26 protein-coding genes and 1 riboswitch are annotated in these 26,027 nt (G+C 69.2%); of the genes, 11 read left to right on the forward strand and 15 right to left on the reverse strand.

The genetic code is table 11. The features are described from left to right. Window positions 1-19: 19 nt before the first annotated feature. Window positions 20-796, reverse strand: coding sequence for an SDR family NAD(P)-dependent oxidoreductase (locus tag JW613_RS14265; RefSeq protein WP_209211175.1), 777 nt, complete (start codon window positions 794-796; stop codon window positions 20-22). Window position 797: 1 nt separating this feature from the next. Continuing rightward, window positions 798-1,697, reverse strand: a complete 900-nt coding sequence (locus JW613_RS14270) for an SDR family oxidoreductase (protein ID WP_307865896.1) — start codon at window positions 1,695-1,697, stop codon at window positions 798-800. Window positions 1,698-1,766: 69 nt separating this feature from the next. On the opposite strand from JW613_RS14270, the gene JW613_RS14275 reads away from it, so the two are divergent. Beyond that, window positions 1,767-2,342 carry a TetR/AcrR family transcriptional regulator gene (locus JW613_RS14275; protein WP_307865897.1) on the forward strand — a complete coding sequence of 192 codons (576 nt, stop codon included), beginning with the start codon at window positions 1,767-1,769 and terminating at the stop codon, window positions 2,340-2,342. Between the two features lie 858 nt (window positions 2,343-3,200). Here the strand turns inward: JW613_RS14275 and JW613_RS14280 are convergent. Continuing rightward, window positions 3,201-3,539 (reverse strand): transposase family protein, encoded by a 339-nt coding sequence (locus JW613_RS14280; RefSeq protein ID WP_245225601.1) that lies wholly within the window; start codon window positions 3,537-3,539, stop codon window positions 3,201-3,203. Window positions 3,540-4,088: 549 nt separating this feature from the next. Then, on the reverse strand, window positions 4,089-4,211 hold the full coding sequence (locus JW613_RS36370) for a hypothetical protein (RefSeq protein ID WP_280635159.1): 123 nt from the start codon (window positions 4,209-4,211) through the stop codon (window positions 4,089-4,091). A gap of 290 nt (window positions 4,212-4,501) precedes the next feature. Between JW613_RS36370 and JW613_RS14290 the strand changes: the two genes are divergently transcribed. Further along, the gene (locus tag JW613_RS14290) at window positions 4,502-5,023 is read left to right on the forward strand and encodes a hypothetical protein (RefSeq protein WP_307865898.1); all 522 of its coding nucleotides are present in this window, start codon (window positions 4,502-4,504) and stop codon (window positions 5,021-5,023) included. Window positions 5,024-5,194: 171 nt separating this feature from the next. Here the strand turns inward: JW613_RS14290 and JW613_RS14295 are convergent, their stop codons facing one another. Next, the gene (locus tag JW613_RS14295) at window positions 5,195-5,887 is read right to left on the reverse strand and encodes a haloacid dehalogenase type II (RefSeq protein ID WP_209211178.1); all 693 of its coding nucleotides are present in this window, start codon (window positions 5,885-5,887) and stop codon (window positions 5,195-5,197) included. A gap of 80 nt (window positions 5,888-5,967) precedes the next feature. On the opposite strand from JW613_RS14295, the gene JW613_RS36590 reads away from it, so the two are divergent. The 3 genes from JW613_RS36590 to JW613_RS14310 all read left to right on the forward strand — a co-directional run bounded on the left by JW613_RS36590 (window position 5,968) and on the right by JW613_RS14310 (window position 7,835). Further along, a complete protein-coding gene (locus JW613_RS36590; protein WP_209211179.1) occupies window positions 5,968-6,540 on the forward strand; it encodes a CGNR zinc finger domain-containing protein in 573 nt (190 codons plus the stop codon). 67 nt (window positions 6,541-6,607) lie between these two features. Then, a riboswitch (guanidine-III (ykkC-III) riboswitch) is annotated at window positions 6,608-6,669 on the forward strand. A gap of 11 nt (window positions 6,670-6,680) precedes the next feature. Continuing rightward, on the forward strand, window positions 6,681-6,995 hold the full coding sequence (locus JW613_RS14305; protein WP_209211181.1) for a DMT family transporter: 315 nt from the start codon (window positions 6,681-6,683) through the stop codon (window positions 6,993-6,995). A 75-nt stretch (window positions 6,996-7,070) separates the two neighbouring features. Continuing rightward, complete coding sequence (locus JW613_RS14310) at window positions 7,071-7,835, forward strand: aminoglycoside adenylyltransferase family protein (RefSeq protein ID WP_209211182.1); 765 nt, start codon at window positions 7,071-7,073, stop codon at window positions 7,833-7,835. Between the two features lie 99 nt (window positions 7,836-7,934). Here the strand turns inward: JW613_RS14310 and JW613_RS14315 are convergent, their stop codons facing one another. The 6 genes from JW613_RS14315 to JW613_RS35775 all read right to left on the reverse strand — a co-directional run bounded on the left by JW613_RS14315 (window position 7,935) and on the right by JW613_RS35775 (window position 15,854). Further along, window positions 7,935-8,579, reverse strand: a complete 645-nt coding sequence (locus JW613_RS14315) for a response regulator (protein WP_209211183.1) — start codon at window positions 8,577-8,579, stop codon at window positions 7,935-7,937. A gap of 4 nt (window positions 8,580-8,583) precedes the next feature. Next, entirely contained in the window at window positions 8,584-9,969 is a 1,386-nt protein-coding gene (locus JW613_RS14320; protein WP_245225603.1) for a histidine kinase, read from the reverse strand. Between the two features lie 69 nt (window positions 9,970-10,038). Further along, the gene (locus JW613_RS14325; protein ID WP_209211184.1) at window positions 10,039-11,268 is read right to left on the reverse strand and encodes a Clp protease N-terminal domain-containing protein; all 1,230 of its coding nucleotides are present in this window, start codon (window positions 11,266-11,268) and stop codon (window positions 10,039-10,041) included. A gap of 277 nt (window positions 11,269-11,545) precedes the next feature. Beyond that, window positions 11,546-12,310 carry a malonate transporter subunit MadM gene (gene madM / locus JW613_RS14330; protein WP_209211185.1) on the reverse strand — a complete coding sequence of 255 codons (765 nt, stop codon included), beginning with the start codon at window positions 12,308-12,310 and terminating at the stop codon, window positions 11,546-11,548. 1 nt (window position 12,311) lies between these two features. Beyond that, window positions 12,312-12,713, reverse strand: coding sequence for a malonate transporter subunit MadL (madL, locus tag JW613_RS14335; RefSeq protein ID WP_209211186.1), 402 nt, complete (start codon window positions 12,711-12,713; stop codon window positions 12,312-12,314). Window positions 12,714-12,869: 156 nt separating this feature from the next. Further along, window positions 12,870-15,854 carry an AMP-binding protein gene (locus JW613_RS35775; RefSeq protein WP_245225605.1) on the reverse strand — a complete coding sequence of 995 codons (2,985 nt, stop codon included), beginning with the start codon at window positions 15,852-15,854 and terminating at the stop codon, window positions 12,870-12,872. A gap of 145 nt (window positions 15,855-15,999) precedes the next feature. Here JW613_RS35775 and JW613_RS14350 point away from each other — a divergent pair, with 145 nt between their 5' ends. From JW613_RS14350 to JW613_RS14360, 3 genes are all read left to right on the forward strand, one after another. Continuing rightward, window positions 16,000-16,677 carry a GntR family transcriptional regulator gene (locus JW613_RS14350; RefSeq protein WP_209211187.1) on the forward strand — a complete coding sequence of 226 codons (678 nt, stop codon included), beginning with the start codon at window positions 16,000-16,002 and terminating at the stop codon, window positions 16,675-16,677. A 137-nt stretch (window positions 16,678-16,814) separates the two neighbouring features. Further along, window positions 16,815-17,459, forward strand: coding sequence for a dihydrofolate reductase family protein (locus JW613_RS14355; protein WP_209211188.1), 645 nt, complete (start codon window positions 16,815-16,817; stop codon window positions 17,457-17,459). Window positions 17,460-17,543: 84 nt separating this feature from the next. Continuing rightward, entirely contained in the window at window positions 17,544-18,845 is a 1,302-nt protein-coding gene (locus JW613_RS14360; protein ID WP_209211189.1) for a TerD family protein, read from the forward strand. Window positions 18,846-18,866: 21 nt separating this feature from the next. Here the strand turns inward: JW613_RS14360 and JW613_RS14365 are convergent, their stop codons facing one another. The 4 genes from JW613_RS14365 to JW613_RS14380 all read right to left on the reverse strand — a co-directional run bounded on the left by JW613_RS14365 (window position 18,867) and on the right by JW613_RS14380 (window position 22,828). After that, the gene (locus JW613_RS14365; RefSeq protein ID WP_209211190.1) at window positions 18,867-19,406 is read right to left on the reverse strand and encodes a hypothetical protein; all 540 of its coding nucleotides are present in this window, start codon (window positions 19,404-19,406) and stop codon (window positions 18,867-18,869) included. Between the two features lie 197 nt (window positions 19,407-19,603). After that, window positions 19,604-21,199: an ABC transporter permease gene (locus tag JW613_RS14370; RefSeq protein ID WP_209211191.1), complete on the reverse strand. Its 1,596-nt coding sequence runs from the start codon at window positions 21,197-21,199 to the stop codon at window positions 19,604-19,606. Next, entirely contained in the window at window positions 21,196-22,140 is a 945-nt protein-coding gene (locus tag JW613_RS14375) for an ABC transporter ATP-binding protein (protein ID WP_209211192.1), read from the reverse strand. The genes JW613_RS14370 and JW613_RS14375 overlap by 4 nt, the downstream gene beginning before the upstream one ends. Next, the gene (locus JW613_RS14380) at window positions 22,133-22,828 is read right to left on the reverse strand and encodes a TetR/AcrR family transcriptional regulator (protein ID WP_209211193.1); all 696 of its coding nucleotides are present in this window, start codon (window positions 22,826-22,828) and stop codon (window positions 22,133-22,135) included. The genes JW613_RS14375 and JW613_RS14380 overlap by 8 nt, the downstream gene beginning before the upstream one ends. Before the next feature lie 279 nt (window positions 22,829-23,107). Here JW613_RS14380 and JW613_RS14385 point away from each other — a divergent pair, with 279 nt between their 5' ends. From JW613_RS14385 to rfbB, 3 genes are all read left to right on the forward strand, one after another. Beyond that, a complete protein-coding gene (locus JW613_RS14385; protein ID WP_209211194.1) occupies window positions 23,108-23,983 on the forward strand; it encodes an SAM-dependent methyltransferase in 876 nt (291 codons plus the stop codon). A gap of 94 nt (window positions 23,984-24,077) precedes the next feature. After that, window positions 24,078-24,986 (forward strand): glucose-1-phosphate thymidylyltransferase RfbA, encoded by a 909-nt coding sequence (gene rfbA, locus JW613_RS14390; RefSeq protein ID WP_209211195.1) that lies wholly within the window; start codon window positions 24,078-24,080, stop codon window positions 24,984-24,986. Further along, window positions 24,983-25,963 carry a dTDP-glucose 4,6-dehydratase gene (gene rfbB / locus JW613_RS14395; RefSeq protein WP_209211196.1) on the forward strand — a complete coding sequence of 327 codons (981 nt, stop codon included), beginning with the start codon at window positions 24,983-24,985 and terminating at the stop codon, window positions 25,961-25,963. Before rfbA ends, rfbB begins: the two co-directional genes overlap by 4 nt. Window positions 25,964-26,027: the final 64 nt, after the last annotated feature.

Consider the following 26,027-nt stretch of genomic DNA (forward strand, 5'->3'; position numbering starts at 1 on the left):
CTCAGGAACCTTGCGGAAGTCAGCGGATGGTGAGCCCGCCGTCGACGGCGAGGATGGTGCCGGTGGTCCACTGGGCCGAGGCCAGATAGGCGGCCGCGGTGGCGACGTCTTGGGCAGTGCCGAGACGTCCCAGGGGGTAGGAGTGCTCGATCTGCTCGTCGTGTGCAGTGCGTTCCTCTGCGGTCATGGGGGCGATATAGGAGCGTTCGTACTTGGGAGTGCGGACGGCGCCGGGAGCGATGGCATTGACACGGACTCCTTGGGGGCCGAGTTCACTGGCCAGCGCCCGGGTCATGGAGTTGAGCGCTCCGCGGGTGGCGGAGTAGGCGGCCGAAGGACGGCCTGCGACCATTTTGCGGGCCCAGTAGCTGCTGATGTTGATGATGCTTCCCCGAGCGTTCACGAGGGCGGGCAGGAGTTGCTGGCTCAGCAGCAGCGGCACTTGGACGTTGAGGTGCCACATGGTGTTCATCTGGTCGACCGTGGTGTCGGCAAGGGAGGCGAAGTGGGCGGTGCCGACGTTGTTGACGAGGGTGTCGACCCGGTCGGTCAGGTTTCCGATGCGCGCGGCGATCTGGGCGGGGGCCTCGGGCGCGGAGAGGTCCGCGGACACCGTGTGCACGATGGTGCCGTGACGGCCAAGTTCCTTGGCGGCGGTCTCGAGTTTGTCGCGGTTGCGGGCGGCAAGGATCAGGTTCGCGCCGTCGTGGGCGAGGGCATCGGCGATGGCCAGGCCAAGGCCCTCGCTGCCACCTGTGACGACGGCGAAACGACTGGTGGTGCGGTGCTCGGTCATGTCAGATCGCCGTTGTGTGGTCGGTGGAAGCACTCAGGGTCGCGAATCGGCGTAGCTCTTGGAGTTGGTCGCTGCGGGCGTTTTCGATGCCGGCGAGGGCGTCGCTGCCGAGAGGAAGGCGCAGCGGGGGGCTCGGCATATCGGTGAGGGCGACGAGGGCCTGGGCCATGCGGGCGGGGTCGCCGATCTGGCCTCCCGCAGTGGCGGCGGAGCGCGCCAGCGCTTCGTGCACGGGAAGGTAATCGGGGAGGGCGGCGCCGCTGGGCAGCCGGCTCGCCCAGTTGGCGCGGAAGTCGGTGCGGATTGCTCCGGGCTCCACGATCGTTGTCCGGATGCCCAGCGGGGTGAGTTCGGCGGCCAGTGAAACGCTCAGACCTTCGAGGGCGTGCTTGCCGGCCGTGTAGGCGCTCATCCCTAGGACACCGGTCTGCCCTGCCAGGGAGCTTATCTGCAGCACACGGCCGGCTTTCGCCGCGCGCAGGTGGGGCAGAGCGGCGCGCAGGACATTGGCGGCGGCGAAGAAGTTCACTTCGAACTGGGCGCGCAACTCCATGTCGTCCAGTTCCTCGAAGGGGCCCGCCAGCGCGTAGCCGGCGTTGTTGACGACGACGTCGAGGCGGCCGAACCTGGTGATCGCGTCATCCAGGACCGGACGCCGCGTACCGGCGTCGGTGATGTCCACGCTCACGGTGCGCAGCCGCCCGGGAAAGGCGGCGGTCAGCGGTTGCAGCGGCCCGTCGCCACGCGTGACCGCGATCACTCGCTCACCTGAACTCAGAACCTCACTGACCAGGGCCTGGCCCAACCCGCCGGACGCGCCGGTGACCAGCCACACGCGGGATTCCATGCTTCGCACCTCTCGCACGAGCCAAAAAAACGGACCGATCTTGTCCGCTTCCACGATAGTAGAGGAGGCGGACAGAAGCTGTCCACTTATGGATAAGATGGGGTGATGAACACGGAGCGACCTGTGGCGACCCAAAGGACGGCGATGCCCGTGCGCGCCGACGCCCAGCGCAATGCCGCGCGGGTACTCGCGGCCGCGCGTCGTGCCGTCGCCTCCACCGGGCTGGACGTGAGCTACCACGAGATCGCGCGGGAGGCCGGCGTCGGCGTGGGCACCGTCTACCGGCGCTACCCCGAACGCGACCACCTCATGGCGGCGGTGCTGAGCGACATCCTCACCGAACTGATCGACACCGCACACCAGGCCCTGGACTGCGATGACGCCTGGGAGGGCTTCTCGTTGCTGTTCACCGGCCTGGCCCTGCGCACCGCACAGAACGCGGGACTGTCCGGCTCCCTGGACCAGCACGGCGGACCCACTGTCGCCCAGCAGCGCCACGAACTCCTCGACCTCACCCGGAGGGTCATCGAACGCGCCCAGGACCAGGGACGTCTTCGCCGGGATCTGGCCTGGCAGGAAGTCCTGCGGCTGACCGGCGCCCCAGCGGTACAGGGATGTGTGCTGGGACTCGAGCCTGACCCTGCACAGGGTCACCACTTGGTGCTGACCGTTCTTCTCGACGGTCTACAAACCGGCTGACACCGGCGACGTGCCGAAGCTCCCAGGAGCGGATGACATCGTCCGGGAGTGGACGACACCGCCGGGACGATCCGTGCGCCCACTCGGTGCGTTCCATGAATTCAAGTCTCCCGACACCGGGTGTACCGGCCCTTTGCCAGTGACCCGGTGAGCTGACCCCGGACGGTCCCCTCGTACCGGTTCACGCCAGGGGCTGAATGGTCTCCAAGCCCTCAAGAAGGGGGCCTGGCCCCAGACGACTTCGCTTTACACACAGGCGGAGCCGTATCCGTCCGTAAATGCCGCACATTCCCCAGGCGAGTGACGGTCCCGCACGAACGAGGTGGTACGAGGCGCCGACAGTACGACATCACCTCGGGAACTTCCCCACGGTTCACCCCGACGAGCAGAGGTCAGTACCGGCGTACAAGCGGAAAACCTTGACTGCAACGTTGTCGCGGTCGTCAGCGAAGGTGTCTGGGAGGCCAGCGAGTAGTTCCAAGTCTTGCTTGCCGGTCGCCGCGTCGGCCACGACACTGAGGGGCAGGGTCTCGAACTCTGAAGCGGACAAGGAAGCGTCCACCGCGACAGCGTGAGCGGCCAAGGACGCCAAGACCTCCATGAGCCGTTCCCCAACCGCCACGTCAATGCCCCGGGAGTGCAGCCGCTCTCGGCGGCGATTCTGACGCCATGGCTCCTGGTCCAGCAGTGGCAGCAGGACGGCGACCCAGGTACACGCAGCGACTCCACAGCATGTCGCGGTCCGAGGTCCTGATCGATCCTTTCTGCAGCAGTTGGAGGGCTTGCCGCACGAGCGGCGCAGGCCCTCCAACCTCCCAATACACGCAGGCTGGGTACAGGACGGGGCCGGACATTGTCTCAGCGGTTGACTTCGAGGTTCGTCAGGACGAGCAGGGCGCGCAGGAGGTGGGTAGCGCGGGCGGGGTCGGTGCGGAGCTTGGTCAGGATCCGCCAGTTCTTGAGGTGGGCGAAGCCGTGCTCGACCGGTGCGCGTCCGACGGCGAGGACGTGATCGTGGCGGGCGGCGGTGTTGTCGTGGGTGCGGCCGGGCCGGGCGGCGGATATCCAGATCAGCCGGCCCCGCTCGTCGGTCAGGGCGAGGAAGGGCAGGCCGTGCCGGTGGTGTTTGCCTGAGTAGTTGCGCCGGTCGGCCTTCCCGGTGCGGCGCTGGGTGGCAATGAGGGTACCGTCGATCAAGACCACCTCCCCGCCCCTGCCTGGCGATCGTCTTCAGAGCGCGGTCCAGGCGCGGTGCCTGCGCGGCGAGCAAGGTGATCAGCTCGTCGCGCCAGCGGCGGACGGTGGACCCGGACACGTTGTTGCCGCCGGCCATGTCGGCCAGGCGCTGGTCGTGGCGCAGCACGGCATGCCCCGTGGTTACGCCCGCGCCGCGCGGTCGCAGGTGGCGGGGCAGGTCACAAACGGGTGGTGAAGCGGCCGTCGGGCAGTTTACGCAGCAAGCCGCGGTCGACGAGTCTGACCAGCTTCCCGCGCAGCGGCTCCAACTTGGACCGCACGCTGACATCGATCCCCAGGGCGTCGCCGACCTGCCGGGCCGTGAACCGGTCCGGCCGCCTGCCGCACGGTGGCCAGGATGCGCTGGTAGTCCGGCGGGAGCACGGTCTCCTCCATGCCTGGTGTTCGGTGCGGGATCAGCATCACCGCTCGTCCTCCCACCTGCCCGGGCGCCGGCGCGGCCGAGGCGCGTTCGTTGGCGAGCTGTTCGCTCACCCGCTCAAGAACCCGCTACGCGACAGCGAACTCGTCCCGCTCGGCCCGCATCTCCGCCAACTCCCTGGCGAGCAGTTCCTCACGTTCGTCCAGCTTCACACGCCGCACGGTGATCCGCTTCAGCAGCTCGGGATCCATGCCTCGGAAGGTAGAAGGCCGCCTGACTCCAGCGAGTAGGAATCAGCGAACCCCTCCAGCTCTGGCAAACGATCTACCGCGCAAACTGCCGCCGACGACCAGCACGAACACCCCGAGAGCCGGTCACACCAGCCCTGTGACCTGTGATTCCAAGTTGGCGGAGGCTCACTGCAGCGCACTGCGATGCGCGATCACGGTTGTCACGGGCATTCACGGATTGTCCGGAATTGCGATTCCGGCTCGGCTCGCGTGGGCCGACCATGACGGCTGCGACAGCATATTGTCGCGTGGTGGACAACGCGTTCTGGATCGCTGCCCTGACCGGCGGCACGGCTGTCCTCGCCAGCTGGGTGACGAACCAAGGCAATGCCAAGGCGGCCCGGATACAGGCGGACTCCGCAGCAGAGACACAACGAATGCATCAACTACGTGAGAGCCGACGTGCGGCATACATCGACCTGATCGAGCACACCCATCGGATGGCGGAACTGTACTGGGAGGTATCGACCACCCGGCAGATCAGCGACGCCGGCGAACGCCTCGCCGCCCGTACCGAGCTGCGTGACCGCGAACGCGATGAATACGCCAAGCTTCGACGCTGCGTACGCGTGATCGATCTCGAGGGGCCTCCAGACGTGGTCGCGGCAGCGGAGGCGTTGAAGGATGAGGTCAGCAACTTCTACGCGGCCTTCAAGGCTCTGCTGGCCGACGAGGCAGGCGCCGAGAGAGACTTCGACAACCGGTACAGACCGTTCTGGGCGGCCCTCACCCGGTTCACCGAAGCCGCCAGGCAGACCCTGCACGCCGAGTAGAGACCGTTGTCCCACCGGACTTGAGGACGGGTGTCGAGTGAGCGTGGGCTCAAGTGCGTGACACCGACGCGGTCGCCGATATCCCGGAGCAACCCGAAAGCACCGAACGCCCCGAACGCCCCGAAAGCCCCCGACTGACGTCACCGGACGCGGCGGGGCCGATCGGATCGGCTAGGTCTCCGTCAACGCGGTGACCAGTTCATCGAGTCCGTCGAACCGCCAGTCGAAGACATCGGTGCTCGTCGGCGGGTCCCCGACCGGCCGCTGGACGTAGGCGGTCCGCATACCTTGCGCCTGAGCTCCGCGCAGATCCCAGGCGTGGGCGGCCACCTTGAGCACGCGCTCCGGTGGACAACCGGCGGTGTCGAGGGCGAGCTGGTAGACCTCCGGCGCCGGCTTGTAGGCCTGGACGGCTTCGGCGGACAAGGCCTGGTGCCACCGCAACCCGGCATCCGCGTTCAGCCGGAGCAGAACGGTCCGGGCGGCGTTGGAGAGTCCCACCACGGGAAACCGCCGCGCCAGCCGCTCCAGACCGGCGACAGAGTCTCCCCAAGGGGGCAACCGCCGGCTCGCTGTTGCCAGCCGGGCAACGGTCGCCGGATCGGCGATACCGGCACGGTCGGCCACCCGATGAGCAGCCTCTCGGTCGATGATCTCGCTGCTGACGTACGCGCGACTCCCTTGCTCGATGCGTTGCTGTTCGAGCTCGACATGCTGCTGCCACACGGTGAGCAGCTCGTCGACGGCCGCGTCGTCGGCCGTCGGCACCGCGTCGCGGATGCCCGCTCGGAGGCCGCCGGGTTCATCGACAAGTGTTCCGAGGATGTCGAAGACGACGACCTCGATGTCGCAGATCTCGACCATGCGTGCTCCTTCGCTCTGGCGTCACCGGTTCAACAGGTGACGATATTGCCGCCAGGCTCGTCACCGGTCAAGATGGTGATGTGAATTTCGCGTACGTGAGCGGCAACGCAGCCCTCGACCTGGCCGGCACCGTGGGGTCTCGTCGGGACGAGCCCGACGACACCCTTGCCACTCCTGCTGACCTCGAACGCTGGGTGGCCGCATGTGACGAGCTTCCCGACCGGGTCACCGCCGACTTCCCGACCTTCGAATTCGCGCTGTCGCTGCGGGAGGCGCTCTACCAGCTCGCTCTCGACCGCGTGCTCGATCGGCGCTTCGACCCGGCCGGCCTCCGGATCGTCAACGACGCGGCCGCCGGACCGGTGCCCAAGATGGAGCTGAGCGACGCGGGGCTGCGTATGTCGGGAGACCTGCGCGCAGTGCTCTCGCACATAGCCAGAAGCGGTATCTCCGTGCTGGCCGACCCCCAGGCCTGCCTCAAGGAGTGCGGTCGCCCCGGCTGCACCCGCATCTATCTCGACCGCTCGCGGGGCGCCCGGCGCACCTGGTGCGGTATGGACGCGTGCGGCAACCGCGTCAAGGCCGCCGCCTATCGAGCCCGCAGACGGGCAGCCACCACTGCCGAGGACGACGGACCCAGCAGAACCACCTGACGTTCGAGGGTGACAGCGATCACCACGCTGGTTGCCACAGGCACGAGTGGATGTGCGATCGTGGACGGCAGAGCCCGACAGGCTCCTGGACGAGGTGCGCCGTACCCAGTCATGACAAGACGACGCGAAGGGTGTCTGTCATGGCATGGCTGGTTCTTGTGGTGTCCGGAGTGCTGGAAGCAGTGTGGGCAACGGCGCTGGGCAAATCGGAAGGCTTCACCCGTCCCCTGCCGAGCATTGTTTTCGGCCTCGGGCTGGTGCTGAGCATGGCCGGACTGGCCTTTGCGCTGCGGACGGTGCCCGTGGGCACCGGCTACGCGGTCTGGGTGGGCATCGGAGCGGTGCTCACCGCGACCTACGCCATGCTCTTCGACGGTGAATCAGCCGGCCCGGTGAAGCTGCTGCTGCTGGTCGGCATCGTCGGCTGCGTTGCCGGTCTGAAACTGACGCACTGACCACGTCTCGAAGCCCGCAGCGGCACCCGACGTAAGTGCGTGCGGCTGCATGCGCCGGGGCGGCATCCTGGGGCGATGGAGCAACTGCAGAAGATCGCGGGCCTTCTCGGCGGTGCGCTGGGGCGCGAGGCCATCGGGACGTACCTGCACGGATCATGGGTGCTCGGCGGCCTTCGACCGGCCAGTGATGTGGACGTCCTCGTCGTCTCACGGCGCCGTATGAACGACCGGGAACGGCAGGCACTTCTCGATGGGCTGCTGCGCATTTCCGGTTCCGGTTCGCCCGGCAGCCTCCGCCCGGTCGAGCTGACTGTCGTCGTCCAGTCCGAGGTCCGCCCGTGGCGGTACCCTCCGACCTGCGACTTCCAGTACGGCGAGTGGCTGCGCGCCGAGTTCGAGGCAGGGATGCTCCCCCAGCCGGAGCCGATGCCGGATCTGGCCCTGCTCATCACGATGGCGCTGTCCGGTGACCACACGCTCAGTGGCCCGCCGCCGGCGCAGGTGCTGGAGCGCGTTCCGCACGAGGACCTGGTGCGGGCGGGCGTGTCGGGTATTCCGGCGCTGCTCGACGAGTTGGACAGCGACACCCGCAACGTCGTGCTGACCCTGGCCCGCATCTGGACCACGCTCGCCACCGGGGAGAGCAGGCCGAAGGACTCCGCCGCCGACTGGGCCCTGGCGCGACTTCCACCGGAACACCGCCCTGTACTGGAACATGCTCGACAGCTGTATCTCACCTCCCGCTACTCCGAAGAGAGGTGGAGCCGCGAGTTGAAGGCGCAGGTGCGTCCGTACGCGGACGCCGTGCTCACCGAAATCGACCGGCTGGCGCCACGTTGACAGCTGGGCCCGCGTTGACAGCTGGGTCTCGTCGTTCGGATCACCCGATTGATCCCGCTGGACGAATGACATCGAGGTCCCCGGCCAGGTGGCCGGGCGTCACACGAGCAGCCCCGCCTCGTGCGCCAGCACCGCCGCCTGGACCCGGTTGGTGCAGTCGGTGCGGGTCAGGATGCTGCTGATGTGGGCCTTGACCGTGCCGGGGCTCAGGTGGAGCTGTGCGGCGATCTCGGCGTTGGAGAGACCGGTGCCCAGCAGCCGCAGGACGTCCCGCTCGGCCGGTGTCAGATCGGCGATCCGACGTGAGGCGGCTTCGCTGCCGTGGCCCAGTCGGGTCCGGAAGTCGACGAGTTGGCGGGTGATCTGCGGGGCGAGGACGGGCTCTCCGGCGGCGGCGCGGCGTACGGCGTCGATGAGGTCGCGGGGGCCGGTGTCCTTGAGGAGGTAGCCGTGGGCTCCGGCGCGCAGAGCGCCGGCGACGGTCGATTCCTCGCCGAAGGCCGTGAGCATCACCGCTCGGGTGCGGGACGACTGCCGGGTGATCTCGGTGACAGCGGTGATGCCGTCCCCGGGCATCCGGATGTCGAGGAGGGCGACGTCGACGGGGTGGGTGCGGCAGGCTTCTACGGCCTCATGGGCGTCCTGCGCCTCGGCCACGACACGGATCTCGTCGTCGTTCTCCAGGATCAGGCGGACCCCGGTGCGCATCAGCGCCTCGTCGTCGGCGATCAGGACTCGGATCATCGGCTCAGTCTAGAACTGCCATGATCAGCAGGGCGATGGTGGCGCTGACCGTCGGCAGCAGCACCAGCAGCGCCGCGCAACCGCCTCCCAGGAGGCGGGGCCATGTGAGGACCTCCGTGGACAGCGGGGGCCGGGAGCCCGCCCCGTCGGAGACCGGCCCGGGAGAAGTGGCGTACACAGGCGGCACATCGGGCCGGACGGGTATACGGGCGGAGAGGACGAAGCCGCCCTCCGGGCGCGGTCCGGCGTGGAGAGCGCCCCCGAGCAGGTTGATCCTTTCCTGGAGGCCGACGAGTCCGCTGCGGTTCCCGTCCCCGGGCGGACGCGGGACCGGCGGCGCCTCGTTGACGACGGCGACCACCACCGTGTCTCCCTCGTCCTGGAACGTCACACGGACTGGTGCGCCAGGCGCGTGCTTCAGCGCGTTGGTGAGTCCTTCGCGGGTGACACGGTGGACGGCCTGCCGGGTGCGGGCGTCCGCATCCGTCGCCCCGGTCGCGTTCCAGTGCAGTTCTGCGTCGGCCCCCGCGTTCCGGGAATCCGCGACCAGGGCCGAGAGGGACTCGCGTGTCCCCCGCTCGCCGATGTCCTCGCCGGACTGGTGCCGGAGGACGCCGAGAATGCCGCGCAGCTCGTCCATGGCCGTTCCGGCGGTGGTGCGCAGAAGTTCGGCCTGGGGGGCCAGCGGGGGCGCCTGTCGTTCGGCGGCGAGCTGGAGGGCTCCGGCGTGCACCGAGATGAGGCCGATGCGGTGGCCGAGCAGATCGTGCATCTCGGCGGCGATGCGCGCCCGTTCCTCCATGCGGGCCGCCTCGTCGGTGAGCAAGCGGGTCTGTTCGAGGTAGGCATTGCGCTCCCGCAGCAGCCCCTTCAGCGGGCGGCGATGCCCCAGCACCATGCCGGACAGCGCGGGCAGCAGGATGAACAGCGCAGCCACGCCGGCACCGGCGAGCAGGTACGGCAACGTCGGGAGCCCGCTGAGGGATTGGACGGCTATCGACAGGAGCACGGCGCCGACAGCGCTCGCCCCGACCACTGCCCAAGCACGCCGTGCGGGAGTGATGCGGCGTACGGCGGACCACACGACGCACGGCACCACCACCGTCGACCACACGTTCTCCCCCGCGATCACCGGCATGCAGCCCAACACCGTGAGGGCTGGGTACCTTCGCCGCGCGGGCACGAGCAGCGCCGTCCACACGCCCATGACGGCAACCCCCACCGGGTGGGCCGACGGTATCAGCGGAAGCGGCACCAGCGAACACAGCAGGACCAGGCCGGCGAGTACGGACTCGATGACGACCGTCCGCCGGGGCGCGGTGCGCATCGCGTTCCGGACCGCGGTGGTCTCGCGGCGCATCCGCTTCCACAGTCGCGCTGCCGGGCTCAAGGTCTCCTCCGTGCGGGTTCCGCTCTCAACGGCTGCTCCGGTCGTACGTGTCGGCGAACCACTGCGGACTCAGGCAGCACGTGCCGCTCCCGCCGGGAGCCGGAGCTCCGGCTCCGCCCGCAGTCCGGCGATGTCCGCACCGCTCTCGGTCAGCACACGCTCGATCTCCGCCGCGGTCTCCGCGTTCGTCCCGGCCTTGTCCAGCAGCGCGGCCAGCAGGTGGGTGGTGCCGACCGTGGGCGAGTTACGAGCGGCGGCAGTGAACTCTGTGACATGCAGGAGGCGTCGTTCGAAGTCGGCGGAGCCGCGGATCTCCGGGGGCTCTTCCTCCGCGTCCCCGGTGGTGGGAAGCAGCACTCGGGCGAGAGCATCCTGCCGTACGCCGTGTCGGTGCAGGAGCGCCGCCCCCTGGTTCGCTCCCGTCAGCTCTTCGGGCAGCTCACGTTCCGCGACGGTCAACGACCGGTCCAGCGCCAGGATTCCCAGCAGCACATCGACGGCTTCCATCTCCGACGCCCCGCGCCGCACCGCCACTCGTGGTGCCTCCGCGCGCACCGCGCTCACGAGAGCGGAGCCGAACCCGGCGCCGCCCCCGAAGATCCAGGCGGTGAACTTCCGGGTCAGCGGATTACCGCTCCTACCGAACGTCCCCGCCTTGCGCAGCATCAACACCGAGCCGGGTTCCGGCGCCTCGTCGCTCCCCCGCAACGCGTCGAGCGCAGTCGAGGCAGCCGCAACATCCAGCTTCTGCAGCACCATGGCCTCGCGGGCACGTGTGTCGGGCAGTTCGACCAGTGCGCGTGCCACATGGCGGACGCGCACGGAGACGGTTCCCTCCTCCCGTGCGATCTCCAGCGCCTTGCGCAGGCAGGTCCGCAACGCGCCGGTGAGCGGCGGGAGTTCGACGCCTCCCTGCTGCTTCTCCTCCTCCTTCTTCTTCCGGTTCTTCCAGCGCAGTCTCTTGGCCTCCTCGTGCCGGACCTCCCGCCAGAAGGCGTCGATCTCCCGCTCGTCGTCCGGGCTTCCCGCTGCGCCGTCGCCCGCGTCGTCACTGACCCACACGGACGTCCCCCGGCATCCGATCGAGCCGCCGAGCGAACCAGAGGCCTTCATACCGGGGGCGATCGCGGAACCCGCGGCCGAGTCGCCCGAGACGAGCGCGTAGAGCACGCTTTCCGTACCGACGTCCTCGCGTTCCTGCTTGGCCACCGCGCGCATCGCCTCCAGCAACAGCTTGACGACGTCCCTTTCGAACTCGGTGGTCACGCCGGCGTTGCTGTCGGACGTTCGCTGATCCATCGGGCGCCTTCCCCTCCGTGGTGCTACCTGTTGAGAAGGACGCTAGCCCGCACTCTCCGGCTCGGCCTCGGCTGACCGGCCATGCTTTCTGGCCGATCGGCCAGGTTCTTCCGTCCGACAGGGCGCAACGCATCCGCCTTCAGGCAACGCACCCGCCTTCGAGGCGCTGGCCTGCGCCGACGCGGTCTTCGGGCGGTGACCCCATCCCCGTAGGGCCGATGCGGCCGCCGCCGAGCGGTGCATCGCCCGCCTCCGGACAGTGAGGAGGCCGCCTGGCTCATCCACCGACGAGCGCCCGCAGCGTCACATACAGCAGTGACGGGCCGAGCAGGCAGCCGACGCCCGTGTAGAAGGTCGCCGTCATCGCTCCATAGGGCACAAGGCGCTTGTCGGTGGCCGCCAGCCCGCCGGCCACGCCGGAGGTCGTACCCATCAGCCCGCCGAACGCCATGGCGGCCTTCGGGTTGTTCAGACCGATCAGCGGGGCGATCAGTGGTGTTCCCACCATCACCACGACCGACTTGACCAGACCGGCCGCCACGGACAACGCGATGACCTCCGAACTCGCGCCCACCGCGGTGCCGGTCACCGGCCCGACGATGTAGGTGGCCGCACCGGCGCCGATCGTCGCCATCGAGGCGGCGTCCGTGTAGCCGAAGGCCGCGGCGATGACCGACCCGGCCGCGAACGAGACCAGTACCCCCAGGAGGATGGAGAGCGCGCCGGCCGGCCCGGCCCGCTTGATCTCCCGCAGGTCCACGCCGTACGCGGTGGAGACGATCGCGAAGTCCCGTAGCATCGCACCGCCCATCAGGCTCAGGCCGGAGAGGGCGGCGAAGTCGGCCAGTCCGTCTTCGCCACCGGTCACCGCACCGCCCCAGTAGGCCAGGATCAGGCCGAGCAGAATGGCGATGGCGGAGCCCTGCAGCCGGCCGCGGGTCAGCGTCTTGGACAGCCACCCGGAGAACAGCATCAGTGCACCGATCAGCGCGAACGCCACCAGCAGGCCGTTGTCCTCGAAGACGGAGGCGAACACGTCCATCTCAGGCCTCCTGCTTCTCTTCGGCGGTCAGCGGCGCCAGCGGCTGCGCCGGTTTCCCGATCCGCGTGAGCACGGGGACCAGGGCGCCTCCCGCGACGAGCGCGGCGAGGCCGGCCAAGATGGCCATCGGTCCTCCGGTGACCGCCTTGACCACGTTCTGGGTGGAGGCCATGGCGATGACGATCGGTATGTACATCGCGCTCCAGAAGAGCACGCCCTGCTCGCTGGCTGCCGGGAACTTGCCTTTGCTGCGGAGCCAGCTGGTGACCAGCACCAGCATGATCATGGCGAATCCGACTCCGCCGACATTGGCGTCGACACCGACGGCGACGCCGAGCAGTTCACCGACGAGCGTGCCCACGAGCATGCACAGCGCCAGTGCTGCCACTCCATAGATGACCATCGTCTTCTCCACACTGAGAGACTCAAAAAACGGGGGACGGGGGACGGGGGAAGCGGGGACGGGGAAGGAAGTGGGGCCGGGAAATGGGGGGGGACTGAAGGGGTGGGCCGGCCGGCCCGTACGTCAGTGCCGTGGCCCGGCCCGTGGAGGGCCGGGTCAGGTGTGCGCGCCCACGAACAGGTCGCTGTAGCGCTTGCGCAGTTCGGCTTTCTGCACCTTGCCCATGACGTTGCGCGGCAGCGCTTCGACGGTGCGCACGGCGCGGGGGTGCTTGAAACGGGCGAGATCTCCGGCGATGAAGTCGAGCAGTTCCTCGGCCCGGGGCTGCTTGCCGGGTGCCGGGACGACGACGGCCACCACCGTCTCCCCGAAGTCCGGGTGGGGGACGCCGATCACGGCGGACTCCAGCACCTCGGGGTGGGCGTCGAGCAGTTCCTCGATCTCCTTGGGGTAGATGTTGTACCCCCCGGAGATCACGAGGTCCTTGTCCCGGCCGACGATGCACAAGTAGCCGTCCTCGTCGACGCGGCCCAGGTCGCCGGTGATGAAGAAGCCGTCCGCACGGAACTCGGCAGCGGTCTTCTCGGGCAGCTGCCAGTAGCCGGTGAAGACGTTGGGGCCGCGGACCTCGATGCTTCCGATCTCGCCGTCGGGCAGTTCCCGGCCGGTCTCGCCGTCCACCACACGGATCTCGGTGCCGGGGAGCGGTTTGCCGACGGTTCCGGGCTTGCGCGGTCCGCCGTCGTAGGGGTTGGTGGTGTTCATACCGGTCTCCGTCATCCCGTAGCGCTCCAGGATGGCGTGGCCGGTACGGGCCTCGAAGGCCTCATGGTCGCTTGCGAGCAGTGGGGCCGAGCCGGAGACGAACAGCCTCATCGAGGCGCAGGCCTCCCGGGTGAACCGCTCGTTCCGCAGCAGTCGGGTGTAGAACGTGGGCACCCCCATGAGCACCGTGGCCCTCGGCAGCAGATCGATGATCGCCCCGGCGTCGAACTTGGGCAGATAGTGCATGGAAGCACCTGCCGCAAGGGTCATGTTCGCCGCGACGAAGAGCCCGTGGATGTGGAAGATCGGCAGCGCATGGATCAGCCGGTCCTCGGCGGTGAACTCCCAGGCTTCCAACAGTGCCCGGCAGTTGGAGGCGAGGTTGCCGTGGGAGAGCACCGCGCCCTTGGAGCGCCCGGTGGTGCCTGAGGTGTAGAGGATCGCCGCCGGGTCGTCGGCCGAGACGTCGTGGACCTGTTCGAGGCGGCCGTCGCCTTCGAGGAGGGTGCCGTCGCCGGCTGTGCCGAGGGTTTCGACGACGAGTTCGGTTCCTGCCCGGTGGGCGTGGTCGGCCAGGCGCTCCGGGGAGCAGACGAGTACGCGAGGCCGGGCATCCCGGAGGAAGTAATCCATCTCCGCGCCGGTGTAGGCGGTGTTGAGCGGCAGAAAGACACCGCCGATCTGCAGGGTGGCCAGGTACAGCGCGATGGCCTCCGGGGACTTCTCCACCTGCATGGCGACCCTGTCACCTGGGGTGACGCCGTCGGCGGTGAGGCGGGCGGCGATCCGTTGCACGGTCCGTACGGTCTCGCGGTAGGTGATACCCCGCCCGTCGGGCAGCTCGAAGAGCGCCTTGTCCGGCTGCCGCTCCGCCTGCTCCGCGAAAGAGTGGTAGATGGTCGGGAAGGGCGTCGTGCGGGGTCCCATCGGGGGTGTTCCTTTCGTTCCCGGAGAGGTCTGGTGGTTCGAGGCCGTGGACGTGCCTCGGGCGCGGGGCGGCGCGACCGCAGCCTCCGGAAAGGCGTCGCGCAGCGGCCCGCCGAGCACCACGGTGCGGCGGCGGACGAAGTCCTCGTGCCGGCGCTCCAACTGTGCTGGCTCGTAGCGGTAGTTGATCATCGCGCCGTAGGACTGCCGCCAGGCCTCGGCGGAGTTGTTCGCCGGCCAGTTCAGCTGCCAGGCGGCGGCTCCGTTGCCCAGGTGGAAGCGGGCGACCGGGTCGAGCGGGCGACCGTCGTCGTTCCGCTCGACGGCGATGTACCGGGCGAGGGCGGGGAAGAGCCGGGCACGTATCCGCTCGGCGTCGGCCGCCGCGAGGTCCGCGGGGTTCGCGGGGTTCGCGGGATTCGTGGGGGCGGATTTCGCCACGGCGGCCAGTTCTTCGACGAGGATCCGCAGCTCGGCCTCCTGCCCGGCCTGCTGCTCGAGCCAGCGCCGGAACCCGGGGATGGGTGAGAGCGTGGCGAACTGCGTCAGGTGCGGCAGCTGCTCCCCCACGTGCTCGATGACCTGCTTGATGAGGAAGCTGCCGAACGAGACGCCGGCCAGCCCGTCCAGGGCGTTGTTGATCGAGTACAGCGCGGCGGTGTCCGCCTGGGCGGGGCTGAGCACCGGGCCCGGTTCCAGCAGCGGGGCGATGCTGTCCGGCAGACCGCGCACCAGGGCGACCTCCACGAAGATCAGCGGGACGTCCCCGGTTGCCGGGTGGAAGAAGGCGTACACACGGCGGTCCTCCGGCTCCAGACGGCGGCGTAGCTCGCCGCTGTCCGCCATCGGGTGGACCTTCTCGCCCCGCAGCAGCTGCCGGCGCAGTTCCTCCGGTGCGTCCCAGGTGACCTCCGTCATGCGGAGAAACCCGCGGTTGAACCAGGAGGTGAGCAGATGGTGGAAGTCGTGGTCGAGGGGGCGCAGCCGCGGGTCACGGCGCATCAGCCGCCGCAGGTCGGCGCGCATGCCGACCAGGGAGAGTGTGGCGTCCGGCGCGTGATTCATCCGGCGGAGCAGTTGCTGACGGGCCGGTTCGACCACATCGAAGAGGCGGACCAGCTCCTCCTCGCCCTGGGACCCGCCGTCCCTGGCCGCCTCCCAGCGCCGGAAGGCCTCGCGGACCTGATCGGCGTCGACATCGTAGGTCCTGGTGATGTGGGTGAAGAAGGCCAGCTTGCCGGTGTCGCCGAGCTCGCCGTAGGCGGCGAGGGCCCGTGCGGCGACCGCTCGCATCGAGGCCTCGCCCACGTCGCTCATCAGGACCTCGCAGGCGACGAGCAGTTGCTCCAACGGAGAGTGCCGAGGCTCCCCGGCCCCGGGCTCGTCGGCCTGCTGCCGGCCGAGCGCCCTGAACAGATCGGTCAGCAGCCAGCCGTCATGGTGTTCCATCCCCGCTCCTCCTCACGCCTCCGCCTGCCATATGCATCATGGGGCGTGATGTATATAACAGCCGCACCGTAGGTCACAGGAGTGCGGCGGTCTACCCCCTGGAACGGAACGAACAACCGGCTAGCCTGAGCGTTCGGAGGTGCGCATGGCCCGAATCCCCGAATCCCGGCGCGTACGGGACGCGCTCGAGAACGCCGTCGTCGACGGCCGCTACCGCCCCGGCGAGCGACTGGACCCTGCCCAGCTGGAGAGGGAGTTCGGCTGCTCGCGTACACCGGTCCGCGAAGCCCTCCAGGCGCTGGAGCGCTCAGGGCTCGTGCAGATCCGCGCCAAGCAGGGCACCTACGTCACCGAGTTGAGCGTCTCCGAGCTGGCCGAGCGCTTCGAAGTCATGGCCGAGCTCGAAGGGATGGCGGCACGGCTGTCCGCCCGCCGTATCGAGCAGGAACCGCTGGACGAGCTCCAACGCGCGCTGAAGGAGTGCGAGAAGCACGCGTTGGCCGGCGACGCCGATCGCTACTACTACGCCAACGCCTGCTTCCACGGCATCGTCTACGACTCCTGCGGCAACGAGTATCTGCGGCAGCAGGCGCATGCGCTCAAACGGGTCCTGCAGCCGTACCGGCGGCTGCAGCTGCGCGTGCCGGACCGCATGCGACGCTCACTGACCGAACACGGAGACATCGCCGCCGCCATCGCGAGAGGCGACGCCGAAACCGCGGAGAACGCCGCTCGCGAGCACGTTCTGGTGCAGGTGAAGGAGTTCAGCCAGCTGGTGCGGACCTGGAGGCACCTGACTCAGCCGGCAGGCAACGCCGGCTGAGCGCGCCCCGGCACGACCGGATGGCGCCCCCCGCCTGCCACCGGGTGACCGGCCATTCTCGGCAGCGGCGATGAGTTCGGCCCGCCTGGGTGGTCCAACCCCCAGACCACGTTTGTCGGCCAGGTATGAGGAGCCACATGAATCAGCTGCTGAGGGTCCAGAACTTCAACGTCTCCAGCGATGGATACGGTGCCGGTGAGCACCAGAGCCTGGAGAGACCGTTCGGCCACGCCGACCCCGGTGACATGTTCGCCTGGGCCGGCGCCACGGCGAGCTGGCCCATGCGCAGCGAACCCGGTGGGAGCCGCGGTCTCGACGACTACTTCACCCGGGATTTCACCCGCAACATCGGTGCCGAGATCATGGGCCGCAACAAGTTCGGGCCCCAGCACGGGCCCTGGCAGGACCACGAGTGGCAGGGGTGGTGGGGCGAGGAGCCCCCGTTCCGCACCCCGGTGTTCGTCATGACCCACCACGAGCGCCCGTCGTTCACGCTCTCCGACACCACGTTCCACTTCGTCGACGGCGATCCGGCCTCGGTCCTGGAACAGGCGCGGGATGCCGCGCAGGGCAAGGACGTCCGACTCGGCGGCGGGGCCACCACCATCCGGCAGTTCCTGGAAGCCGACCTCGTCGACACCATGCATGTGGCGGTCTCGCAGGTGAAGCTCGGCTCCGGGGTACGGCTGTGGGAGTCCCCCGACGAGCTGCTCGACCGGTTCCACCAGGATGTCGTGCCCAGCCCGAGCGGTGTGACGCACCACCTGTTCTGGCGGCGGTGAGACCACCGGGACCACCGGCCGGTGCGGCGGGTGTGCTGTAGCCCTAAGCTGCAGGCTGGAAGGTCATGAAGGGGGAAGACCTAGATGTCGTTGCAAAAGGGCGCCAATGTGCCGGTGCCGGCCACCAGGATCCAGGTGGAGTTGGGGTGGCGGACAGGGCCCGAGGTGCCTGATGTGGACGTGTCCGCCTTGTTGCTGACAGCGGTCGGCAAGGTGCGGTCGGACGACGACTTCGTGTTCTACAACCAGCCGGCGCACCGCAGTGGTGCGGTGCGCCACGAGGGCGGGCGCCCGGACGGCACAGGGACGATCGAGACGATCCTGGTGGAGCTGTCTGCGGTGGAGCAGGAGATCGCCACCGTGGTGATCGCGGCTTCCACGGACGGCACGTTCGGTCAGGTCCCCGGCCTGTTCGTGCGCGTACTGGATGCCGGGAGCGGCACCGAGACGGCACGGTTCGACGCCTCGGACGCCACGTCGGAGACGGCGTTCGTGCTCGGGGAGCTGTATCGGCGCAACGACGCGTGGAAGTTCCGTGCCGTGGGCCAGGGGTATTCCTCCGGTCTGGAAGGGCTCGCCACCGACTTCGGTATCACTGTCGAGGAGCCGACCTCACCCCCGCCGACGCAGCAGGCCGCACCACCCCCGGCCGCCGCCCCCGCACCCCCGCCCGTGCCGCCTGTACCGGCACAACAGGCCGTACCGCCGTCTCCCTCCGCCCCTGTCCCTCCCGCTCCCCCCGCACAGCCGGTGCGGCTGTCGAAAGTCACGTTGACGAAGGCGGCGCCCGCGGTGTCGCTGACCAAGCAGGGCGCCACCTCAGGGGCCATGCGGGTCCATCTGGCGTGGAGCGCGCGCAAGCCGTCGCGTGGCTGGTTGAAGAAGGGGAAGGGTGCTGTTCGGCTGGAGGACGTCGATCTGGACCTCTCCTGTCTGTGGGAGCTCCAGAACGGGGCGAAGGGGATCGTCCATCCCATCGAGAACCAGTTCGGTTCGTTCGAGCAGCCGCCCTACATCCGGCTGGACCAGGACGACCGGACCGGCTCGGGCGCGGGTGAGAATCTTGTGGTCAACCTCGACCACGCGGCCGAGATCAAGCGCCTCCTGGTGTTCGTGGTCATCTACGCCGGGGCGTCGAGCTTCGCGGGCCTGGACGGGGTCGCCACGCTGTACCCGCCGGCCGGCCCGCCGGTCGAGATGCATCTGGACGAGTGCACCGTTCCTTCGCAGGTCGCCGCGATCGCGCTGATCGAGAACGTGGACGGGGAACTGGTCGTCCGGCGGGAGGCGAAGTACATCGTCCGGCCGCCCGGCATCCTCAAGCAGCAGGCCGCGGACATGGAGTACGGCTGGGGGATGACGTGGCACGCGGCCGGTAAGCAGTAGGCGTTCGTTCTTTCTGCGGCCCTACTGTTCCCGCTCGAAGAGCAACTCGTAGGGCAGGCAGTCGTCCGCCGTCGCTCGCGGGACGAAATCCGGGGAGGTGCGCGCAGCGGTGGCCCGTAGCCGGGCCACCGCTTCCGCGGCGGTCAGGGGCTCCAGATCCAGGGCCTTCAGCAATCGGTCCCGGCGCTCCGGGAAGTCCGGGTGGTCGTCGCGCAGTTGCTCCTCCAGCTCGTGCTGGGGGAAGCCGGCACCGAGGTCCCTCCAGTACGGGCAGTGAGCGATCAGCCTGACGGCCTCGGCGAGGTCTTCGGCCATGAGCGTGGCCTGGCCCTCGGAGTCCGCGTACAGCACGGGACGCTGCCGGGCTCCTGGCTCGCCGCACAGGAAATAGGTGCCTCCCGCCCCACATCCCGCTATCGGGTGCAGCGGGCTACCGGTCGGCAGCCGAAGGTCTTCCACGGGATCGCGGCGTTCGATGTCGAAGTCGCCGGGCCACACCAGCAGTTCCGCGACGGCGGGGTCGGTCTCGATCCGATGCAGGAGGTCTTCCGAGGTGCTCATGTCGGGAAGGTAGCAGCGGGCTCCGACAGCGGCGCTCCAGCACCGGCGGGAGTGTGCGGGAGTTCACCGGGGCGCTGGAGACACCGCTGACCGGTCAGCGCCACGGGGACGGGGGATCCCGAAAGCGCTGACCGGCCGCAGCCTGACAGTCGACCGGGGAGACGACTGTCAAGTCCTGGGGTGCCGTTGTGCTTGTGCTACGCGGCGCCCATGTCGCGCCGACGGCTGGTGGCCAGCCCGGCGAAGGCGAGCACGGCCGCCACAGCCAGCAGCCAGACGAACGGCTCCGCGGTGAAGTCACCTCCCGGCACCTGGGGGATGTGGGTGAACGGCGAGACGTCCAGCACACTCTGGTCGAAGTCGAGCGCCCTGCCGAACTGTCCCAGCGTGAAGCAGAGTGCCAGGCCTCCCCACGCGGCGGCCGTCACCCGGGGCAGCAGACCGAAGAGCGCGAGTGTCAGCGCCGAGAGCACCCAGACCGCCGGGAGTTGCACCATGGCGGCGCCCAGGATGCCCGGCAGTTCGCCTCCGACGTCTCCCATGTTGGCGCCGTGCACGAGGCCAGCGACCAGACCGCCGACGGCCAGCGCGACCACGGGCCCCAGCAGGGCGAACGTCAGGTGGCCGCCGATCCACCGCAGTCGGCTGACTCCGGTGGCCAAGAGGTACTCGGCGCGGGAGTTCTCCTCCTCGGCTCGCATGCGAAGGGCCGCCTGGATGCTGTAGGCGGCCGCCACCAGTCCCATCAGGCTCATCATCGACGCGATGTAGGAGTCGATGAGGCCTTCCTGGCCGCCGATCCTGGAGAACACGTTCTGAAGGTCCTTGTTGTCCTTCATCATGTCGCCGACGCCCTCGGCGATACCGCCGAACACCCCGCCGAGCACGGTGAACGCGATCAGCCAGCCCATCAGCAGCCCGCGGTGAAGCCGCCAGGCCAGGGCCAGCGGGCCGCCCAGCGCGGGCGAGGCCTCGGCAGGGCCGAGCCGGGCCGGGAGCAGCCCGGCGCCGATGTCCCGGCGGGACGAGACCGCGAACGCCAAGGTGGTGGCGAGCAGCGTGAGGGCGACGGCCAGCAGCAGCACCCACCACTGCTCGTCGGCGAAGGGCCGCAGTTCGGTCACCCAGCCGAGAGGTGAGAGCCAGTGGAGCCAGGACAGGTCGTTGCCCGGGCCTCCGGTGTCGGCGGCCAGCCGGATCAGCAGGAAGGCTCCGAGCGAGCCGATGGCGATGCCCCGGGCGCCGCCCGCGTTCTCGGTCAGTTGTGCCGCCACACCGCCGAGTGCGGCGAACATCCACCCTGCTGCCGCGAATCCGAGGCCCACTGCCAGGGCGCCGGAGCCCGGCAGGTTCTGGCTCAGTCCGGAGGCGACGAGAAGTCCGAGCAGCAGGTTGCCCAGGAACGCCACGCTCAGTACGGCGGTCAGTCCGGCGTGCCGTCCGCACACGGTGCCGCTCAGCAGCTCGCGTCGTCCGGCCTGTTCCTCGGTGCGTGTGTGCCGGATGACGAAGAGCAGGCTGATCAGTCCGATGAACAGCGGGATGGCACCGACCCGCTGGGCGACGATGCCGCCGGCGGTTTCGCTGTGCAGCGGGCCGTACAGTGCGAGGAAGGTCGGGTTGGAGCCGCTGGTCCGCGCGTACTCGGCACGCTCGGCGGCGGTCTGGCTCTGGTAGGTGTCGGCGAGGCCGACCGGGGCGGCGGCCAGCCACAGCACGACGACCAGCAGCAGCCACCGGTCCCTGCGCAGGATGAGCCGGATCAGCTTGCCCGTTCCCTTGAGCGACGTCACCGGCCCGCTCCCGCGTTCGCCCCGGAGTCTGCTGCCGCGTCCGCCCCTGAGCGGCGGCCGTCGGCCTCGTAATGCCGCAGGAACAGATCCTCCAGGGTGGGCGGCTGACTGATCAGGTTGCGTACTCCGAGGGCGACGAAATGCCGCAGCGCGTCATCGAGGCGGTCGGGGTCGACCTCGCAACGCACCCGTGTGTCCTCCACCCGCACATCGTGGAGGCCGGGAAGCGCGTCGAGCCCCGAGGGCTCCTGCTCCAAGGTGACGTCGATCGAGGTGCGCGTCAGGTGACGCATCTCGTCCAGCGTCCCGGATTCCACCCGCCGTCCCTCGCGGATGATGCTCACCCGGTCGCAGAGCGCCTCCACCTCGGACAGGATGTGGCTGGACAGCAGCACGGTGCGGCCGGACCTGCGCTCCTCCTGGACGGCCTGCCGGAACATCTCCTCCATCAACGGGTCGAGTCCGGAGGTCGGCTCGTCGAGCACGAGCAGTTCCACATCGGACGCGAGGGCCGCGACGAGGGCGACCTTCTGCCGGTTTCCCTTGGAGTAGGTGCGGGCCTTCTTCTTGGGGTCGAGCTGGAAGCGCTGCAGCAGATCGTTCTTGCGCTGCTTGTCGAGCCCGCCGCGCATCCTCCCGAGCAGGTCGATCACCTCTCCCCCGGACAGGCCGGGCCAGAGGTTGACGTCGCCGGGGACATAGGCGAGGCGGCGGTGGAGTTCGGTGGCCTCCGCCCATGGATCGCCACCCAGCAGCGTCACCTCGCCCTTGTCCGCGCGGAGCATACCGAGCAGCACCCGGATGGTGGTGGACTTGCCCGCACCGTTCGGCCCCAGGAATCCATGCACCTCGCCGGTGGCCACGCTCAGGTCGAGGCCGTCGAGTGCGCGCGTGGGGCCGAAGTCCTTCACTAAGCCGCGCACCGAGATGGCGTCAGTCATCGGAGTGCCTTTCCATCGTGTCGTCGTTACTCGTCTCGCTCGCCGGGGCCGTCTGGGCCATGCCCTCGCGGGCCGAGGCCGCGTACTCGGGGCTGATGAGGTTGTGGGAGTAGATGTCGAGCATCGCCAGGGCCACCTTCTGGTCGCCTTCGTCGGAGAGCACGTCCATTCCGATCACCCGGGAGACGTGCTTGTGGAAGGCGGCGATGCCCATCGTCTGTGCCACCATCAGGGCCGCCCGGGTGGTGCGGTCGACCATGGGCGGATCGGCGCGGCTCTCGTCGGCCTTCACCAGCCACCGGTCGATCATCTTGACCATCTCGTCGAAGAGCGGGGCCGCCACTTCCGACTCCTCGATCAAAGTGCTGACCAGGTAGCGCTGGAAGGGGTCGAGTGCGCGTTTGTCGTCGGCGGTCAGTGGGCTGTCACCTGGTGCCTCCTCCTGCAGGACCCGGTCGTTGAACTGGTGCAGCGCTTCCAGCACATAGGTGTCGCACACGCGGCGCAGCCCCTCCTTGGAGCCGAAGTGGTGCCGGACAAGGCCCGGCGACACTCCGGCCGTTTTGGCGATTTCCCGGATCGTCGCCCCTGAGAAGCCCGATTCGGCGAAGTGCTTCAGCGCGGCGTCCCGAATGCGGGCACGCGCTGTGAGGTCCTTCGCCGCCGGTCGACCGCCGAAGCTGATCATTCACTGTCCTCTTCCCGTCGTGTCCGCGAGCAGGAGCGAGCTCTGCCGCGGGCCGACGTTACTGCCCAGGCGCACAGCCCACTGTACGCACGTATAGCCAACTGTTCGCAAGGGTAGCCCGCGTCAAGAACGCGAAAGAGTTACTGAGCCCACCGGGACCCATCCACAGCCACCCCTGCGACCTCGGACTTTAGCCGGGCGTTGCCGGGGCTTCGGCCCGCACTGACTGGGTCTAGGCACGGCATGCCGAGCAGTACCGTCAGCCCCGGGGAGGACTGCATGACGTTCCCATCAGCTCCGCCGCCCACGTCTCCGACGGGCGAACAGATCACCGACTACTACAGCGCGCTGGGCCCGCTGCTGCGCATGGCATGGGGCGACAACCTGCACTTCGGCTACTGGGAGGGCCCCACGGACCGCAGCTCCCCGGAGGAGGCCACCGACCGGTTCACCGACCTGCTCGCAGCCCGGTTGCGGGTGCGCCCCGGCGAGCGGGTACTGGACGCCGGGTGCGGAGTGGGCAGGCCGGCGCTGCGCGTGGCCTCCGCGACGGGTGCGCAGGTGCTGGGCGTGACCATCAGCCAGGAGCAGGTCACCCGGGCGAGGGAACTGGCTCGCGAGGCGGGGCAGGAGGAGAGCGTACGGTTCGAGTACGGGGACGTGATGCGCCTGCCGCACCCGGCGGGCTCGTTCGACGCGGTGCTCGCCTTCGAGTCGATCGTGCACATGGACCGGCTCACGGCACTGCGGGAGATGACGCGGGTGCTGCGCCCCGGCGGGCGGATCGTACTGACCGACACCTTCGCCCTGGGTGACGGCCCCGGGAATCCGCCCTCCACCCCCGGCACGCAGGCCACGGCGGACGCGGGCGAAGTCGCGTCGATCGGGCGGCTGGAGGCGTACCCCGAACTGGTGAAGGGCGCGGGTCTGGAACTGGTCGAGCTGACCGATGTCACCGAGCACACCAAGTACACGTTCATGCGGGTGATCGACGGGATCCTGCGCTGCCGCCGGGAGTTCGAGCGGGAACACGGCGTCAGCGTCGAGGAGATCCTCGACTCGCTGAAGCCGGCACACCCGGACGTGGCCACCCAGGGCGGGGCCGAGGCCGTCGGCTGCCTGGTCGCGGTCGCGCGGAAGCCCCTCGGCGCATGAGGGCACACGCCGCCGTTCCGCCACGCGTCAGGCGGGCTTTGGGCCGGTCCCCGACGATGCCGGAGGACGAGCGGGAAGGGAGCGGTCGGAGGGGATGAAGGGCATCATTCTCGCTGGTGGGAACGGGACGCGACTGCAGCCGCTCACCTTCGTGGGCTCCAAGCAGCTCGCCCCGGTCTACGACAAGCCCATGATCTACTATCCGCTCTCGGTGCTGATGCTGGCGGGCATCCAGGACATCCTCATCATCACCCGCCCGGCCGAGCTGCCCGTCTTCCGCTCCCTGTTCGGCGACGGGCGGCAACTGGGCCTGAACATCGACTACGCCGGACAGGACGAACCGCGTGGCATCGCGGACGCCTTCCGGGTGGGCGCCGACCACATCCGCGGCGAGGAGTGCGCGCTGATACTCGGCGACAACCTCTTCCACGGCGCGAACCTGCCCTCCCTGTTGCGCCGGAGCGCACGGAAGCTGCGCGGCTGCGTGCTGTTCGGGCATCAGGTCGCGGACCCCCAGCGGTTCGGCGTCGCGGAGATCGACGCCCGGGGCAGGCTGGTCTCCATCGAGGAGAAGCCGGAGCGGCCCCGCTCCAACCTCGCGATTCCCGGACTGTACTTCTTCGACGGCGGGGTCGTGGACGTCACCAAGGGCCTCACGCCCTCCGCGCGTGGCGAGCTGGAGATCACCGACGTACTGCGCGCCTATCTGGAGGAGGGCACGGCCGAGCTGGTGTGGCTGGGCAGGGGCGTCACCTGGCTGGACACCGGCACCCACGAGACGCTGCTGGACGCCGCGCGGTTCGTACGGGACGTGCAGCACCGGCAGGGCACCCGGCTGGGCTGCATCGAGGAAATCGCCATGTACATGGGCTTCATCCAGCCGGAGGACTGCCACGCGCTCGGCGCCGGGATGGGCAATTCGCCCTACGGCCAGTACGTCATGGAGCGCGCCCGCGACTTCAGCCTGGGGCTGCCGCCCGTCGAGTTCATGGAGGAGATATGAATCTCCTGGTCACCGGGGCCGCCGGGTTCATCGGCTCCGCGTATGCGCGGATGCTGCTGGCGCCCGGCGCCGCCGAGGCGTCCGGGGCCGCCCGGATCACGGTGCTGGACAAGCTGACCTACGCCGGCAGCCTCGACAACCTCGACCTCACCCACCCCGGGCTGACGTTCGTGCGGGGCGACATCTGCGACACCGAGCTGGTCGACAGACTGATGGCGCGGGCGTCCCAGGTGGTGCACTTCGCGGCGGAGTCGCATGTGGACCGTTCGATCGCGGCCGCAGGTGAGTTCGTCCGTACGAACGTGACGGGCACCCAGACTCTGCTGGACGCGGCACTGCGGCACGGCGTCGAGCGCTTTGTGCACGTCTCCACGGACGAGGTCTACGGCTCGGTGGAGAGCGGCTCCAGCGTGGAGGAGGACCCGCTCTCCCCCAACTCGCCCTACGCGGCGTCCAAGGCCGCCTCGGACCTGATCGCGCTCTCGTACCACCGCACGCACGGGCTGGATGTACGCGTCACGCGGTGCTGCAACAACTACGGGCCGCGCCAGTTCCCCGAGAAGATCGTCCCGCTGTTCATCACCAGCCTGCTCGACGGCGGTGACGTCCCGCTCTACGGCGACGGGCTCAACCGGCGCGACTGGCTGCACGTCGAGGACCACTGCAGGGCCGTCGAGCTGGTCCGCACACAGGGCACCCCCGGCGCCGTCTACAACATCAGTGGCGGAACCGAGCTGAGCAACGAGGAACTGACCAGGCGGCTGCTGGCGGCCTGCGGCGCCGATTGGAGCCGGGTACGCCACGTACCGGACCGCAGGGGGCACGACAGGCGCTACTCGATCGAGGACGCGAAGGCCCGCAGGGAGCTGGGGTACCGGCCGCGCCACGACTTCGCCTCGGGGCTCGCCGCGACAGTCGCCTGGTACCGCGACAACCGCTCCTGGTGGGAGCCGCTCAAGAGCCGGATGACCGCGTGACCGGGAGATGACCGCCTCGCACCGCGCCGTCAGGGGGGGGACGTGACGAGCTCCCCCGGAAGGG

It is taken from the genome of Streptomyces smyrnaeus (assembly GCF_017676345.1).
Lineage (GTDB): Bacteria > Actinomycetota > Actinomycetes > Streptomycetales > Streptomycetaceae > Streptomyces > Streptomyces smyrnaeus.

Bases quoted from the DNA above. Each gene is read 5' to 3' on its own strand.
- JW613_RS14365 (WP_209211190.1), bottom strand. From the start codon at position 19,406: ATGAGCACCTCGGAAGACCTCCTGCATCGGATCGAGACCGACCCCGCC.
- JW613_RS14295 (WP_209211178.1), bottom strand. From the start codon at position 5,887: ATGGTCGAGATCTGCGACATCGAGGTCGTCGTCTTCGACATCCTCGGA.
- madM (WP_209211185.1), bottom strand. From the start codon at position 12,310: ATGGACGTGTTCGCCTCCGTCTTCGAGGACAACGGCCTGCTGGTGGCG.
- JW613_RS14355 (WP_209211188.1), top strand. From the start codon at position 16,815: ATGAATCAGCTGCTGAGGGTCCAGAACTTCAACGTCTCCAGCGATGGA.
- rfbB (WP_209211196.1), top strand. From the start codon at position 24,983: ATGAATCTCCTGGTCACCGGGGCCGCCGGGTTCATCGGCTCCGCGTAT.
- JW613_RS14310 (WP_209211182.1), top strand. From the start codon at position 7,071: ATGGAGCAACTGCAGAAGATCGCGGGCCTTCTCGGCGGTGCGCTGGGG.
- JW613_RS14360 (WP_209211189.1), top strand. From the start codon at position 17,544: ATGTCGTTGCAAAAGGGCGCCAATGTGCCGGTGCCGGCCACCAGGATC.
- JW613_RS14305 (WP_209211181.1), top strand. From the start codon at position 6,681: ATGGCATGGCTGGTTCTTGTGGTGTCCGGAGTGCTGGAAGCAGTGTGG.
- JW613_RS14265 (WP_209211175.1), bottom strand. From the start codon at position 796: ATGACCGAGCACCGCACCACCAGTCGTTTCGCCGTCGTCACAGGTGGC.
- JW613_RS14385 (WP_209211194.1), top strand. From the start codon at position 23,108: ATGACGTTCCCATCAGCTCCGCCGCCCACGTCTCCGACGGGCGAACAG.
- madL (WP_209211186.1), bottom strand. From the start codon at position 12,713: ATGGTCATCTATGGAGTGGCAGCACTGGCGCTGTGCATGCTCGTGGGC.
- JW613_RS36370 (WP_280635159.1), bottom strand. From the start codon at position 4,211: ATGGATCCCGAGCTGCTGAAGCGGATCACCGTGCGGCGTGTGAAGCTG.
- JW613_RS14350 (WP_209211187.1), top strand. From the start codon at position 16,000: ATGGCCCGAATCCCCGAATCCCGGCGCGTACGGGACGCGCTCGAGAAC.
- JW613_RS14325 (WP_209211184.1), bottom strand. From the start codon at position 11,268: ATGGATCAGCGAACGTCCGACAGCAACGCCGGCGTGACCACCGAGTTC.
- JW613_RS14375 (WP_209211192.1), bottom strand. From the start codon at position 22,140: ATGACTGACGCCATCTCGGTGCGCGGCTTAGTGAAGGACTTCGGCCCC.
- JW613_RS14315 (WP_209211183.1), bottom strand. From the start codon at position 8,579: ATGATCCGAGTCCTGATCGCCGACGACGAGGCGCTGATGCGCACCGGG.
- rfbA (WP_209211195.1), top strand. From the start codon at position 24,078: ATGAAGGGCATCATTCTCGCTGGTGGGAACGGGACGCGACTGCAGCCG.
- JW613_RS14380 (WP_209211193.1), bottom strand. From the start codon at position 22,828: ATGATCAGCTTCGGCGGTCGACCGGCGGCGAAGGACCTCACAGCGCGT.
- JW613_RS35775 (WP_245225605.1), bottom strand. From the start codon at position 15,854: ATGGAACACCATGACGGCTGGCTGCTGACCGATCTGTTCAGGGCGCTC.